We start from the raw sequence: 12666 nt of genomic DNA on the forward strand, positions 1-12666 counted from the left end.
GCCGAGGGGGCCCAAAAAATCTCAGCGCGCGGCGTCGAGGGTGATCTCCGGCGCCCGGCAATTGCCGCGGGCGACCTCGGGGCAGGGGGTGAAGCCGTGCAAATCCTTGCCGAAGCAGATCCGGACCTCCTGCAACTGGCCGTGCGTGCAGGTGACCGCCATCATGTCGGGGCGCAGGCCGCGATTGGCGGCCACGAATTGCCGGGCGATCTCGATGGGCGCCAGGGTCTGCGGCGGGGAACCGCCCTTGAGGCTGTCGGGGATCGTCACGGCCAGCCGGGCGTCCCGGGCGGCGGTGAAATAGGCCACGGGGTCGAGCCCCGAGCAGGTGCCGTGCGTGCGCCACTCGTGCCGGGCGAGCCCCTCGCTCGGATAGACCTGCCCGGCCACCTCGATCGCCTGTCGGGTCGGCGCGCGCACCGAAGCGGAGCAGCCCGCGGGAAAGCCCCGGCTGTATTGCGGCCACAGCCCGTGGACGACGAAGCCGAGGCCGCGGCCCGGGGTGCATTGGACGTCGTCCCGATGCCCGCCCGCCGCGGCGCAGAAGTTTGGCGACCACGAGAGGGCCAGCACGTAGAAATCGAACTCGCCGGGGGTGCCGCGGCGGGTGAAGCCGCCGTAATCCTGGGCGGTGGCCGGCCCGGCCAGCAGCAGGGCGGCGAGGCAGGCGGCGGGGCCGCGCATCCTCAGGGACGCGCCATCCGGCAGGCCGTGGCGTAGGCGTAGGCCAGATCGCGGTCGAGGCCGTGGACGCAGAACTCGACGCCCCAAGTCGCGCCGATGATGCCGAGGCTCTCGCGCACGGAATAGTCGACCTTCCGGCGCACCCCGTCCGAGGTGGTCACGGTGGCGCTGCAGAACCGGCGCGGGTAGGTGTCGAGGCCCCAGGGCCGCCAGGCGGTGCGCTCGATCGTGTCGAAGGACAGGATCGTCATCGACGAGTTCCAGTACTTCGCCTCTTTCTCGGCGAAGTTGGTCGAGACCCGCTCCAGCACCGACGGGTCCTGGCAGCCCGGGATCTGCGCGTCGAACGGGAATTCCCGCTCCTCGGCGGGCTCGATATCCTCGCGGGCCGTGCGTGCCAGCGCCGGCTGCGCCAGGGCGAGGAGGGCCAGCCCGAGGGCGAGGCCGTGACGGATCGGGCGCATGGCGCGGGTCTCGGCGGATGTGCGGTCCTGCATCCCGGAACGATGAACCGGCCGCACCGCCAGTCAAGCGCAAGCTCGGCCGCGACGACGCTTTGCCGCGCGGTGCGGCGCGGCCGCTACAGTGACCGGCCGCCGGCGGAGGGGTCGATGGGGAGGCCCGCAGGCCCGTTCAGTAGATCGGCCCCGTGCTCGGCGGCGGCGCGCCGAGCTGGAGCGGCTCGTCGTAATCCTGAGCGGGCTCCTCGGGCACGGCCGTGGCGACCCGCGGCGCCGGCCGCACCGGCGGCGCGGCCGTGTAGGCCGAGGCGGCGGGCGGGCGCGCCGGGGCGCGGGCGACCTGGGTCGGGCTCCCGGCCTTCGACATCGGCGAGAGGCCGTAGGGATCGTCCTCCTCGATATCCACCGGGGCCTGCGGCGCGGCCGGCTGGCGCGGCGGCGGCACCGGGCGAGACAGGGGCCGTTCGATGCCGGTCCCGAGCTGCGGGGTGAACTTGATCAGCGGCTGGCAGATCCGCCGCAGGCCGCGGGGGTCGTGCCGGGCGAGGTCCACGTGGATGTGGTCGTAATGGAACACGTTCGAGCCAGGGGCCAGCACGGTGGTGAAGCGCTGGCAGGCCCCCAGGAAGATCTCCCGCAGGAAGCCCTGCTCGGCCTCCGTCCCGCGCCAGCCGCCCTTGACGGTGATCACGTGGCCGTCGGCGAGCTTCACCGACATGACGTCGATGGCGTTGCCGAAGCCGTGCTCGGAGAGCTTGGCGCCGGGCTGGTTGTTGCGGCCGCGACAGGAATAGGAACCGGCGTTGATCTCCGCGACCGGCACGCCGAAATAGAGATTGGCGGCGGGCTGGATCGTGTCGGCCAGCCAGGCCTCCGCCTCGGCGAGGGCCGGGCAGCCCAGGGTCATCCGCTGCTTCAGGGTCACGGAGCCGCCGGCCAGCCGGGTCACCCGGAAGGGCTGCTGCATGCCGCAGGGCCCCGGGCCGTTCATGGCGGCGATCGGCGTGATGTAGTCCGAGGGTTCGACGAGCTTCTTGGCCAGGCAGACCTGCTCCGCCTGATCGCGCCACGGGTCGCGCCGCTCGAAATGGTTGATCGAGCAGGCGGTGAGCCCCGCGCCGAACAGCGCCAGGGCCGAGAACAGGGATACGCCACGCCACATGGTCCGGACGATGCGCACGGTCCCGTAAAGCGTTCGTCAACGGCGTTTCGGGAATGCGGCGCCCTGTGGCAGGCCGGTTGACAGGCCCAGCGAACAACGGGTGAATACAGAATGCTCTCACTCATTGACCTCCGCGCCCGCATCGCAGCCGGCACCCTGACGCCGACGGGCGCGATCGACCTGTGCCACGCGGCGATCGCCGCGCGGGAGCCGGCGCTGCACGCGCTGGTCACCCTCGACGCGTCGCCCGCCATCCCGGAGGCCGGGCCCCTGGCCGGGATCGCGGTCGGCGTGAAGGACATCATCGACAGCGCCGGCCTGCCGACCCAGATGGGCTCGTCGATCTATGCGGGCTGGCACCCGCGGGGCGACGCCGCCATCGTGGCGCGGCTGAAGCAACTCGGCGCCGTGGCGCTGGCCAAGACCACCACCACCGCCTTCGCGAGCAGCGATCCGACGGAGACGGTCAATCCGCACGATCCCGGCCACACGCCCGGCGGCTCCTCGGCGGGCTCGGCCGCCGCGGTCGGCGCCGGCATGCTGCCGCTCGCGCTGGGCACCCAGACGGCGGGCTCCGTGATCCGGCCCGCGAGCTATTGCGGCTGCGCGGCGGTGAAGCCCTCGTTCCGGCTGATCCCCACGGTCGGTGTGAAGACCTATTCCTGGGCCCTCGACACGGTCGGGCTGTTCGCCGCCGGGGTCGCGGACGTCGCCCATGCCCTGGCGCTGGTCACCGGCCGGCCGGAGATCGAGGGCGCCGCGACCGGATCCGCGCCCCGGATCGGCCTCGTGCGGCAGGATTTCGCGGAGGCGCCGGAGCCCGCCGCCGAGGCCGCGCTGACGCGCGCCCGGCAGGCTGCCGAGCGGGCCGGCGCACAGGTCACCGACCTCGCGCTTCCGGCGGAGCTTGCGGAGGCCTGGGAGCGGCACCGGATCATCCAGAACTACGAGGGACGGCTGGCGCTCGCCTGGGAATACGACACCCAGGCCGACGCCCTTCCGCCGCGGGTCCGGGAGCACCTCGAGGCCGGCGCGGCGATCGGCCCGGCCGCCTACGACGATGCCCGCCGCCATGCCCACCGGGCCCGCCGGGTGCTCAAGGGCCTGTTCGCCGATTACGACGCGATCCTGACCTTCTCGGCCCCCGGCCCGGCCCCCGCGACCCTGGCCTCGACGGGCGATCCGCGCTTCAACCAGCTCTGGACCCTGATGGGCGTGCCCTGCGTGAACGTACCGGTGCCGGGCGAGCGCCTGCCGGTGGGCGTGCAGGTGATCGGCCGCTTCGGCGACGACGGCTGCGCGCTGGCGGTCGCCGGGATGATCGAGGCGGCGCTGCGCCGCTGAGCGGCGCGCCGGTCAGCTGCTCGGCTGCTCGTGGAGGGTATCCTCCACGTAGAGCTGCTCCAGCAGGACCTTGATCACCGCCATCATCGGCAGCGCCAGGGCGATGCCCCAGAGGCCGAAGATCACGCCCAGGATCAGCTGCCCGGCGAAGATCGTGGCCGGCGGGATGTCCAGCGCCCGCTTCTGGATGAACGGGGTCAGGCCGTAGCTCTCCAGGCACTGCACCGCCAGGTAGACGCCCACGGCGCCGATCACCGCCTTGAGGCCCGAGGCCAGGGCCGCCAGGATGATCACGATGCCGGCCACCAGCGGTCCTACGGTCGGCACGAAGGCCAGCAGCCCGGCCTGGAGGCCGAGGATCAGCGCGCCGCCGATCCCCAGGAAGGCCAGCCCGGCCCAGGTGCAGAGGAAGATCACGGCCATGATGATCAACTGGCCGAACAGCCAGTGGCGCAGGGTCTCGCCGGCGCCGTCGAGGACCTTGGCCGCGCGCCGGCGCTTCTGCGGCGGCACGAAGCGCAGCACCCCGTCCCGATAGGCCTTCGGATCGGCCGCGAAGGCGAGCCCCAGGAAGGCGATCACCAGGAGATTGCCGAGGGCGTCGAACAGCCCGAGGATCACGGCCGCGGCCGGCCCCAGCACGCTGCCGGCATCCGAGACGATCGAGCTGCTGCCCTTCAGCAGGCCGTTGGCGAGGCCGCCGAGGCCGCCCTCCCGCTGCCCGGATTCAGTCGAGCCGTCCTTGCCGCCCCCCTGCGGTGCGAGGCTCGGGACGTCGATGCCCCGCTCGGCGAGCCAGCCCGAAACCGTTCCGGCCTGATCCTTGATCGTGGTGCCGAGATCGCGCCCCTGCTGGACGACGGTGGCGCCCCCGTAGCTGCCGAAGCCGACCACCGCGACCGCCACCGCGAGGCTGGCGATGGTCAGCCGCAGGGCCCGGGGCAGGGGCAGGACCCGGCCGAGCCCGCGGGTCAGACCGTCCAGGAAGACCCCGAGCAGCACGCCGGCGAAGATCAGCAGCAGCGTGCCCACCGACATCCAGGCCAGCGCGAGCGCCGCCGCGAAGCAGACCACCGCGATGCCCGAGGCGGCGAGCGGTAGCGTCCCGCGCCAGGGCCCGACCGGACCCTTGAGTTCCTGCACCTGTCCGTCTGACATCACCGCTCCTGAGCCCTGGCCCCACGAACGCCGCGGATCCGCCAGGGTCAAGTGCGGCGGGCGGGGGACGTGTGCATGCCGGGGCGCCGCCGGCGCGTCCGAGGCCGCCGACAGTGCATGGGACCGAAACGCCGTTCGCGCGTTGGTCGCCGGCGTCGGAGCGCCGACGCGGGCAGGAGAGACGGTATGATGGATCCCTATGGCGAGACGCCGAGCCGCTCCCTCGGCCCCGGCCGGACAGTCGATACCGGCGATCAGCTCAGCAGCGTGATCCTGATGGGCATCGCCATCGCGGGGGGCGCCCTCGCGGTGCTGCTCAACGCGCTGATCGTTTAGCCGGGCTCAGCGCCAGCGGTCGGCCGCGGCGTCGTCCTGCGCCATGGCCTCGACCCAAGTGCCGACGGTGCCGTCGACGAGGTGCTCGCGCTTCCAGAACGGCGCCCGGGTTTTGAGGTAATCCATCAGGAAGCTCGCCGCCTCGAAGGCGGCGACCCGGTGGCTGGAGGCGGTGATCACCAGCACGATGCCGTCGCCCGGATGCACGCGCCCGTGCCGGTGGATCACCCGCAGGGCCTGGAGCGGCCAGCGCGCAGCGGCCTCCTCGGCGACCCGGAGGATCTCCGCCTCGGCCATGCCGGGATAATGTTCCAGTTCCAGGGCCGCCAGGCGGCCGTCCTCGTCGCGGCACAGGCCCGAGAAGGTCACGATGGCGCCGACGCGCCCCCCAAGGACAGCGCTCACCCGGGCGATCTCGGTCGCAGTGTCGAAGGGCTCGGCCTGGATGCCGACGCTCGGAACGGGCGCGCTCATCCTCCGGTCCATAGGGGTCCGGAGCGTCGCCGACCAGCCCCGCGCCTGTCACACCGCGGCGCGGCTCTATATGAGACGGTCCGCCGCGCCCCGCTGGCCCCGCATCGTTCGCCGCCGGCTCGGATCACCCCGCGAGCCCCGACCGGCGGTGGAGAAGGATATCCGCGTGACCCCCGACCTGATCCTGCCCTACGACGGCGTCCAGCCCGACTTCGCCAGCCGACCGGTCTGGTGCGGCCGCGGCAGCACGGTGATCGGGGCCGCCCGCATCGGCGCGCAGGCCTGGATCGGCGACGAGGCCGTGATCCGGGCGGACGGGCAGAGCGTCACCCTCGGCGACCGGTTCTGGCTGGGTCACCGCTCCACGGTGCACATCGGCACCCTGGTGCGGGGCACGCAGGTCGGCGACCGCGTGACGGTCGGGCGCAACAGCGTCGTGCATGCCTGCACCGTCGGCTCCGACGTCGTGATCGAGGACGACGTGGTGATCCTCGACGGGGCGGAGATCGGCGACGGTGCGGTGATCGAGGCGGGGTCCACGGTGTTCCCGCGGGCGCAGCTCCCCGGCGGCCACGCCTATGCGGGAAGCCCGGCGCGGCCGCGCCAGCCGGTGAGCCCCGAGGACGTGGCCGAGCGGGCCGAGCGCCTGCGCGAGCGGATGGGCGACGGCCCCGCCCTTCCGCCGGCCGGAGAGCCGCCGGAGGTCGACGAGAGCGTGTTCGTGGCCCGCACCGCGACCCTGCGCGGCCGGGTGAGCCTGGGTGCGGGTTCGAGCGTGCTGTTCTGCTGCGATCTCAACGCCGAGGTCGGCCCGATCGTGATCGGCGCCGACACCAACATCCAGGACAATACCGTCATCCGCACACGGGGCGACGGCGTCGTGATCGGCCGCGATACGACGATCGCCCACAACGTGCGGATCGCCGACAGCCGGATCGGCGCCCGGGCGCTAATCGGGATCGGCGCCGCGATCGCGCCCGGCACCCTGATCGCCGACGACGTGATGCTGGCCGCCGGCGCGACCACCGATCCCGGCCAGATCCTGGAGGCCGGCTACCTGTGGGGCGGCCGTCCGGCGCGGATCCTCGCCCCCCTCGATGCCGAGAAGCGCGCCACCATGATCCGCATCGTCGAGGGCTATTGCCGGCACGGGCGGGACTATCGGGTTGCGCAGGAGGCTTTGGCTTAACCGTCGCACGCCTCCCGCTGAGAGCCATCAAAGTTCTGAACGCACGGGCTCCAAAAACCAATCGTAGGCATCCACGTTCAGGGAAGCCGGCATTTTGGAAGCAATCTTGCGAACCGCGGACAGGCTGAGCGGATACGATCCGAGCGCCTGACGGTCCGTATCGGGCACTTCGGCAAGGCTTCGCACCTCTGCGAAGAGTGTGAGAGGAACATCATGCTCGATGGTGAGGCGTTCCGTGGCCTTGTCATATCCGGCCACGATATGCCCGACGTTCATGGCTCTACGCGCCTCTTGCTGTCAGCTCGCGACACCGGCTCACCAGTGGCAGCGTCGAACCCGCCGAGATGGCTGCCGCGCACATCATATTTCTCAACGTGCCCGTGCTGGTAGTCCCATTCGTAGATCGCGCCGCTCGCGTCTTTCCAGCGCATCCGCAAACCACCACCGGGCCGGGACGTCTTCGGCCGCACCCGCACAGCGGCCGGAAAACCCGGCAAGTTCCGCGGTGGCGGCACCATCGTTTCGAGCCATCCCGATCGATTGGCTCTGGACCAACTCAGACCCTCAATGCTGCAGGATCTTCGACAGGAAGGTCTGGGCGCGCTCGGAGCGGGGGCTGCCGAAGAAGTCCTCCTTCTTGGCGTCCTCGACGATCTCGCCGCGGTCCATGAAGATCACCCGGTCGGCGACCTTGCGGGCGAAACCCATCTCGTGGGTCACGACCATCATGGTCATGCCCTCCTTGGCGAGCTCCACCATCACGTCGAGCACCTCGCCGACCATCTCGGGGTCCAGCGCCGAGGTCGGCTCGTCGAACAGCATCACCACCGGGTTCATGGCGAGCGCCCGGGCGATGGCCACACGCTGCTGCTGGCCGCCGGAGAGCTGGCCCGGGAACTTTGTGGCATGGGCGCCGAGGCCGACCCGGGCGAGCAGGTCGAGCCCGCGCTTCTTCGCGTCCTCGGCGCTCCGTCCCAGGACCTTGCGCTGGGCGATGGTGAGGTTGTCGGTGATCGACAGGTGCGGGAACAGCTCGAAATGCTGGAACACCATGCCGACCCGCGAGCGGAGCTTGGGCAGGTTGGTCGCCTTGTCGGCGACCTTGGTGCCGGCGACCGTGATCTGGCCCTTCTGGAACGGCTCCAGGGCGTTGACGCACTTGATCAGGGTGGACTTGCCCGAGCCGGAGGGGCCGCACACCACAACCACCTCGCCCTTGGCGACCTTGGTGGTGCAGTTCGTCAGCACCTGGAAGTCGCCGTACCATTTGTTGATGGCGTCGATGGCGATCATCGTCTCGCCGGGCGCCGCCGCGGGCACGGCGGAGACGAGGCCGCCCGGCTGCAGGCCGACATCCGCCGGGGCGTGCGCGGCGTCGAGGGCGGGCTCGGCGGCATGCGGGGCCGGCATCGGGGACGAGGTCATACGCGGTCTCCAGTGTCGGTCAGCGGATGATGGCCACGCGGCGCTGCAGGCGGCGCACCAGGAACGAGGCCGAGAAGCAGATCGCGAAGTAGACGATCGCCGCGAAGATATACATCTCGACGAGCCGGCCGTCGCGCTGGGCCACCTTCGAGGCGGCCCCCATGAAGTCGGTGAGCGAGAGCACGTAGACCAGGGACGTGTCCTGGAACAGCACGATCGTCTGCGTCAGCAGCAGCGGCAGCATGTTGCGGAAGGCCTGGGGCAGGACGACGTTGCCCATGGTCTGCCAGTAATTCATCCCGAGCGCCTGCGCGGCGGCGGTCTGGCCCTTGGCGATCGACTGGATGCCGGCGCGCATGATCTCCGAGAAGTAGGCCGCCTCGAACGCCATGAAGGTGATGAGCGCCGATGGGAAGGCCCCGACCTGGATCGGCGTCGTGGCGCCGGTCACGTAGGCGCCGATATACGGCACCAGGAAGTAGAACCAGAAGATCACCAGCACGAGGGGCAGCGAGCGGCACAGCTCGACATAGCCCTTGGCGACATGGCTGAGGCCGGGGATGCCCGAGAGCCGCGCCATCGCCAGCAGGGTGCCGATGACCACGCCACCCGCGGCCGCCATGGCGGTGAGCGTCACGGTGAAGACCATGCCCTGCCCGAACAGGTAGGGCAGGGACGACAGGATGACGGAGTAGTCGAAATTCGAGAGCATCGGGGCCTGTTCGCGGTGGCCGTCGGGCGGCGCCGGAGGATCGGGTGCGGGCGGTCCTCAGCGCTGGCCGGGGATGGCGACCGCCTTTTCCAGGAAGGTCGCCGCCGTGACGACCACGAGGTTGATGATCACGTAGAGCAGGGTGGCCGCCGTGAACGCCTCGAACACCTGGAACGAGAATTCCTGCATCGAGCGGGCCCGGGCGGTGAGTTCCAGAAGGCCGATGGTCAGGGCCACCGAGGTGTTCTTGAGGTTGTTGAGGAATTCCGAGGTCATCGGCGGCAGGATGATCCGGTAGGCGTTCGGCAGCAGCACGTAGCGGTAGGTCTGGTAGGTGGTGAAGCCCATCGCGGTGCCGGCCATGCCCTGACCGCGGGGCAGCGCCTGGATGCCGGCGCGAACCTGCTCGGCCACCCGCGAGGCGGTGAAGAAGCCGAGGCAGACCACCGCCGTGTAGAACGGCGCATCGGGCATCTGCTTGATCGCGTCGCCGAGCCGGGTCGGGACGACCTCCGGCAGCACGAAGTACCAGAGGAACATCTGCACCAGCAGCGGCACGTTGCGGAACAGCTCGACATAGGCCGTGCCGATCGCGTTCGCGGGTTTCGACGGCAGGGTACGCAGCACGCCGACCAGGGAGCCCAGGAAGAAGGCGATCACCCAGGCGCAGAGGGCGGTCGCGATCGTCCACATGAGCCCGGAGAGCAGCATGTCGAGATAGGTGCCGTTACCCTCAGGCGAGGCGTCGAAGAAGATCCGCCAGTTCCAATTGTAGTTCATCGCGCCGCTTCTGCCCTGATCTTACAAAGGTGCACCGCGGAGCCGGGCTCCGCGGTGCACGTCATTGCGTCGTCGCGATCTCAGTAGGCCGCCGGATCCGGGCTGGCGATCGGCGTCGTGAACTGCTTCTTCATATCCGCGCTCATCGGCAGGTTGAGGTTGATGTTGCGCGGCGGGATCGGCTTGGTGAACCACGTGTCATAGAGAGCCTTGCCGGCGGGGCTGGTGTAGAGCTTGGCGGTGGCGTCGTCCGCGACCTTCTTGAAGGCCGTATCGTCCTTGCGCAGCATGATCCCGTAGGGCTCGGGCTTCGACAGGGCCTCGGTGGAGATCTCGTAGGCCGAGGGGTCCTTCGAGGAGGCGGCCAGCGAGGCGAGCAGCACGTCGTCCATCACGAAGGCCGCCGCGCGGCCGGTCTCGACCATCAGGAACGCCTCGGCATGGTCCTTGGCCGGCAGGATCGTCAGGCCGAGCTTCCGCTCCGTGTTGGCCTCGTTGATCTGCTTGATGTTCGTGGTGCCCGAGGTCGAGACGACGGTCTTGCCCTTCAGGTCCTCGATCGTGTGCAGGTTGGCCGATTTCTTCGAGACGTAGCGGGTCGCGGTGAGGAAGTGCGAGTTGGTGAACCACACCTGCTTCTCGCGCTCGGCGTTGTTGGTCGTCGAGCCGCATTCGAGGTCGATCGTGCCGTTCGCCATCAGCGGGATACGCGTGGCGGAGGTGACCGGGTTGAGCTTCACCTCGAGGTTGGGAAGGCCCAGATTGGCCTTCACCGCGTCGGCGATCTTGTAGCAGATGTCCATCGCGTAGCCGATCGGCTTCTGGTCGCCGCTGAGATACGAGAACGGGACGGACGCGTCGCGGTAGCCGATCGTGATGGCGCCCGTCTCCTTCACCTTCTTGAGGGTGCCGGTGAGATCCTCGGCCCGCAGGCTCAGGGGGGCGAAGGCGAGGGCCAAGCCCAGCGCCGCGGCGACGCCGCGGCGAGCGATATCAGACTGCATCGGTACGGAACTCCTGGATCAGGCCGAACGGCGTCGGCTGGCGGCCGGGCGCATGCGCCTGCCCGCTCGGGCGACGCCTTTGCAATGATGGTGCCGGGAGGCGGGTCGAGGCGCCGCGGGAAACTGCGGCCGAGTACGGAGCTGCCGCAGCCAAGCTCATGCGGATGCCCGCCGCGGCGATCCCTGCCGTCCCCATGGCCATCTCCCGGCGGCCGAGCCGACCTGTCGCCCGCGCCGGCGGCATCATGCACACTTCTTAGGCGGACGCACCCGGTGTCGAGACCGGATCGCCCATCAAGGCTGACGAATTCACCGCAACCGAAACGACGCCGCCGCCCCGCGCGGTGGCACGGGACGGCGGCGGCCTGGCTGGCGGCGCGGGACGCCGTGGCGGCTTACTTCGTCAGTTCGTTGCCGCTGTAATCGATCTTGCCGTCGGCGCCCTTCTTCCACTCGTACATGACATAATCCGGCCGGGTGATGTCGCCCTTCTTGTCATAGGCGATCGGGCCGACCACGGTCTCTACGGCCTTGCCCTGATGCAGCCAGTCGGCGAGCTTCTTGCCGTCGCTGGAGCCGGTCTCGGCCATCGCCTTGGCCAGCACCTGCACGGCCGCGTAGGAGTAGAGCGTGTAGCCCTCGGGATCGATGTTCTTGGCCTTGAAGGCGGCGAGCGCCCCCTTGGCGTTCGGGTTCTTGCGGGCGTCCGGCGGGAAGGTGGTCAGGGTGCCCTCGGCGGCGGGACCCGCGATCGACACGAGCTCGCGGTCGACCATGCCGTCGCCGCCCATCATCGGCGCCTTGAGGCCCTGGTCGCGCATCTGGCGCAGGATCAGCCCGGCCTCGGTGTAATAGCCGCCGAAATAGACCACGTCGACATTCGCCGACTTCAACTTCGAGACCAGCGCCGAGTAATCCTTCTCGCCGGGATTGATGCCCTCGAACATCACCGGCTTGATCCCCTTGGCCTTGAGCACCATCAGGGTCTCGTCGGCCAGACCCTTGCCGTAGGGGGTCTTGTCGTGGACGAAGGCGATCTTCTTGTCCTTGAAGTGCGTGGCGAGATAGGTGCCGGCCACCGCACCCTGCTGGTCGTCGCGGCCGCAGGTGCGGAACGTGTTCCACATGCCGCGCTCGGTGAACTTCACGTTCGTGGAGGCGGGGGTGACCTGGATGATGCCGGCGTCGAGATAGACGTCGGAGGCCGGGATCGAGACGCCGGAATTGTAGTCCCCGACGACCACCTTGACGCCGTCGCTGGCGAACTTGTTGGCCACCGAGACGCCCTGCTTCGGATCGGAGGCGTCGTCGCCCACGGTGACGGAGAGCGTCGTGCCCTTGAGGGTGCCGGCCTTGTTGAGGTCCTCCACCGCCTGGCTCGCGCCGTTCTTGAGCTGTGCGCCGATGGCGGCGCTGTTGCCGGTGATCGGCGCGGCGATGCCGAGCTTGACCTCGGCGGCCTGCGCGGCCGCCGCCATGGCGCCGAGCGCGAGCCCGGCGAGCAGAATCGATCTCATCGCGTACATCCCCATGTTGTCAGGACCGCACGTGCGGATCCGGCCGCACTCATACGACCTCGCCCGCCTCGGGTGCACGCGCACGCCACGTCAGCGGTGAGGTCTTCTCGTAGAGCCAGCGGTACTGGCTCGTCATCTGGCGCGTCCGCGTGTAGCGGAAGCCCGCCGCGCCGATGATCATGACGACGACCGCGTCGACCGCATAGTAGTGCAGCGACAGCAGCGTGCCGGAAAACAGGGCGTAGTGGATGAAGCGCACGGCGGCCGCCACGAGCAGCAGCGCCAGGGCGCAGTGCCAGAACGGCCGCCAGCCCCGGGCGATGCCGCGCGCCGCCATCCAGCCGGCCCAGCCGCCCATCACCACGGTGACGAACAGGAACAGCCAGGCCGAGTCCTCCTCGTACAGGAGCCCCTGCAACA

General features: G+C 70.0%; 16 protein-coding genes. 3 read left to right on the forward strand and 13 right to left on the reverse strand.

The window, feature by feature from the left end; translation table 11 throughout:
• Nucleotides 1-21: 21 nt before the first annotated feature.
• The 3 genes from AC3IF1_RS14185 to AC3IF1_RS14195 form a co-directional block, all read right to left on the reverse strand.
• Complete coding sequence (locus tag AC3IF1_RS14185) at nucleotides 22-684, reverse strand: ribonuclease T2 family protein (protein ID WP_489218128.1); 663 nt, start codon at nucleotides 682-684, stop codon at nucleotides 22-24.
• A gap of 2 nt (nucleotides 685-686) precedes the next feature.
• On the reverse strand, nucleotides 687-1148 hold the full coding sequence (locus AC3IF1_RS14190) for a hypothetical protein (RefSeq protein ID WP_243968181.1): 462 nt from the start codon (nucleotides 1146-1148) through the stop codon (nucleotides 687-689).
• A 169-nt stretch (nucleotides 1149-1317) separates the two neighbouring features.
• Complete coding sequence (locus AC3IF1_RS14195) at nucleotides 1318-2307, reverse strand: extensin-like domain-containing protein (RefSeq protein WP_489220389.1); 990 nt, start codon at nucleotides 2305-2307, stop codon at nucleotides 1318-1320.
• Between the two features lie 111 nt (nucleotides 2308-2418).
• Between AC3IF1_RS14195 and AC3IF1_RS14200 the strand changes: the two genes are divergently transcribed.
• A complete protein-coding gene (locus AC3IF1_RS14200; protein ID WP_489218129.1) occupies nucleotides 2419-3651 on the forward strand; it encodes an amidase in 1233 nt (410 codons plus the stop codon).
• 12 nt (nucleotides 3652-3663) lie between these two features.
• Here AC3IF1_RS14200 and AC3IF1_RS14205 read toward each other — a convergent pair whose 3' ends face one another.
• Entirely contained in the window at nucleotides 3664-4809 is a 1146-nt protein-coding gene (locus AC3IF1_RS14205; RefSeq protein ID WP_243968179.1) for an AI-2E family transporter, read from the reverse strand.
• Between the two features lie 186 nt (nucleotides 4810-4995).
• On the opposite strand from AC3IF1_RS14205, the gene AC3IF1_RS14210 reads away from it, so the two are divergent.
• Nucleotides 4996-5145, forward strand: coding sequence for a hypothetical protein (locus AC3IF1_RS14210; protein ID WP_243968227.1), 150 nt, complete (start codon nucleotides 4996-4998; stop codon nucleotides 5143-5145).
• A 6-nt stretch (nucleotides 5146-5151) separates the two neighbouring features.
• Here AC3IF1_RS14210 and AC3IF1_RS14215 read toward each other — a convergent pair whose 3' ends face one another.
• Nucleotides 5152-5619 (reverse strand): molybdenum cofactor biosynthesis protein MoaE, encoded by a 468-nt coding sequence (locus AC3IF1_RS14215; protein ID WP_489218131.1) that lies wholly within the window; start codon nucleotides 5617-5619, stop codon nucleotides 5152-5154.
• A gap of 166 nt (nucleotides 5620-5785) precedes the next feature.
• Here AC3IF1_RS14215 and AC3IF1_RS14220 point away from each other — a divergent pair, with 166 nt between their 5' ends.
• Nucleotides 5786-6808: a gamma carbonic anhydrase family protein gene (locus AC3IF1_RS14220; RefSeq protein WP_489218132.1), complete on the forward strand. Its 1023-nt coding sequence runs from the start codon at nucleotides 5786-5788 to the stop codon at nucleotides 6806-6808.
• A 27-nt stretch (nucleotides 6809-6835) separates the two neighbouring features.
• On the opposite strand, the gene AC3IF1_RS14225 is transcribed toward AC3IF1_RS14220, so the two are convergent.
• From AC3IF1_RS14225 to AC3IF1_RS14260, 8 genes are all read right to left on the reverse strand, one after another.
• Complete coding sequence (locus AC3IF1_RS14225) at nucleotides 6836-7084, reverse strand: DUF7683 domain-containing protein (protein WP_243968176.1); 249 nt, start codon at nucleotides 7082-7084, stop codon at nucleotides 6836-6838.
• On the reverse strand, nucleotides 7081-7326 hold the full coding sequence (locus AC3IF1_RS14230; protein ID WP_409564801.1) for a colicin E3/pyocin S6 family cytotoxin: 246 nt from the start codon (nucleotides 7324-7326) through the stop codon (nucleotides 7081-7083). The genes AC3IF1_RS14225 and AC3IF1_RS14230 overlap by 4 nt, the downstream gene beginning before the upstream one ends.
• A 46-nt stretch (nucleotides 7327-7372) precedes the next feature.
• Nucleotides 7373-8101 (reverse strand): amino acid ABC transporter ATP-binding protein, encoded by a 729-nt coding sequence (locus tag AC3IF1_RS14235; RefSeq protein WP_243968221.1) that lies wholly within the window; start codon nucleotides 8099-8101, stop codon nucleotides 7373-7375.
• A gap of 151 nt (nucleotides 8102-8252) precedes the next feature.
• On the reverse strand, nucleotides 8253-8945 hold the full coding sequence (locus AC3IF1_RS14240; RefSeq protein WP_243968174.1) for an amino acid ABC transporter permease: 693 nt from the start codon (nucleotides 8943-8945) through the stop codon (nucleotides 8253-8255).
• Nucleotides 8946-9002: 57 nt separating this feature from the next.
• Nucleotides 9003-9725, reverse strand: coding sequence for an amino acid ABC transporter permease (locus tag AC3IF1_RS14245; RefSeq protein WP_243968172.1), 723 nt, complete (start codon nucleotides 9723-9725; stop codon nucleotides 9003-9005).
• Nucleotides 9726-9805: 80 nt separating this feature from the next.
• Nucleotides 9806-10729 (reverse strand): amino acid ABC transporter substrate-binding protein, encoded by a 924-nt coding sequence (locus AC3IF1_RS14250; RefSeq protein WP_243968171.1) that lies wholly within the window; start codon nucleotides 10727-10729, stop codon nucleotides 9806-9808.
• A gap of 395 nt (nucleotides 10730-11124) precedes the next feature.
• Nucleotides 11125-12246, reverse strand: a complete 1122-nt coding sequence (locus tag AC3IF1_RS14255; RefSeq protein WP_489218134.1) for a branched-chain amino acid ABC transporter substrate-binding protein — start codon at nucleotides 12244-12246, stop codon at nucleotides 11125-11127.
• Nucleotides 12247-12295: 49 nt separating this feature from the next.
• Nucleotides 12296-12664, reverse strand: a complete 369-nt coding sequence (locus tag AC3IF1_RS14260) for a DUF6867 family protein (protein ID WP_243968219.1) — start codon at nucleotides 12662-12664, stop codon at nucleotides 12296-12298.
• Between the last annotated feature and the right edge of the window lie 2 nt (nucleotides 12665-12666).

This window comes from Methylobacterium sp. E-012 (assembly GCF_057836545.1).

What these genes read in the sequence shown, in the direction of transcription:
- AC3IF1_RS14185 (WP_489218128.1), bottom strand. Translation starts at nt 684, where the DNA reads ATGCGCGGCCCCGCCGCCTGCCTCGCCGCCCTGCTGCTGGCCGGGCCG.
- AC3IF1_RS14190 (WP_243968181.1), bottom strand. Translation starts at nt 1,148, where the DNA reads ATGCGCCCGATCCGTCACGGCCTCGCCCTCGGGCTGGCCCTCCTCGCC.
- AC3IF1_RS14195 (WP_489220389.1), bottom strand. Translation starts at nt 2,307, where the DNA reads ATGTGGCGTGGCGTATCCCTGTTCTCGGCCCTGGCGCTGTTCGGCGCG.
- AC3IF1_RS14200 (WP_489218129.1), top strand. Translation starts at nt 2,419, where the DNA reads ATGCTCTCACTCATTGACCTCCGCGCCCGCATCGCAGCCGGCACCCTG.
- AC3IF1_RS14205 (WP_243968179.1), bottom strand. Translation starts at nt 4,809, where the DNA reads ATGTCAGACGGACAGGTGCAGGAACTCAAGGGTCCGGTCGGGCCCTGG.
- AC3IF1_RS14210 (WP_243968227.1), top strand. Translation starts at nt 4,996, where the DNA reads ATGATGGATCCCTATGGCGAGACGCCGAGCCGCTCCCTCGGCCCCGGC.
- AC3IF1_RS14215 (WP_489218131.1), bottom strand. Translation starts at nt 5,619, where the DNA reads ATGAGCGCGCCCGTTCCGAGCGTCGGCATCCAGGCCGAGCCCTTCGAC.
- AC3IF1_RS14225 (WP_243968176.1), bottom strand. Translation starts at nt 7,084, where the DNA reads ATGAACGTCGGGCATATCGTGGCCGGATATGACAAGGCCACGGAACGC.
- AC3IF1_RS14230 (WP_409564801.1), bottom strand. Translation starts at nt 7,326, where the DNA reads ATGGTGCCGCCACCGCGGAACTTGCCGGGTTTTCCGGCCGCTGTGCGG.
- AC3IF1_RS14235 (WP_243968221.1), bottom strand. Translation starts at nt 8,101, where the DNA reads ATGATCGCCATCGACGCCATCAACAAATGGTACGGCGACTTCCAGGTG.
- AC3IF1_RS14240 (WP_243968174.1), bottom strand. Translation starts at nt 8,945, where the DNA reads ATGCTCTCGAATTTCGACTACTCCGTCATCCTGTCGTCCCTGCCCTAC.
- AC3IF1_RS14245 (WP_243968172.1), bottom strand. Translation starts at nt 9,725, where the DNA reads ATGAACTACAATTGGAACTGGCGGATCTTCTTCGACGCCTCGCCTGAG.
- AC3IF1_RS14250 (WP_243968171.1), bottom strand. Translation starts at nt 10,729, where the DNA reads ATGCAGTCTGATATCGCTCGCCGCGGCGTCGCCGCGGCGCTGGGCTTG.
- AC3IF1_RS14255 (WP_489218134.1), bottom strand. Translation starts at nt 12,246, where the DNA reads ATGAGATCGATTCTGCTCGCCGGGCTCGCGCTCGGCGCCATGGCGGCG.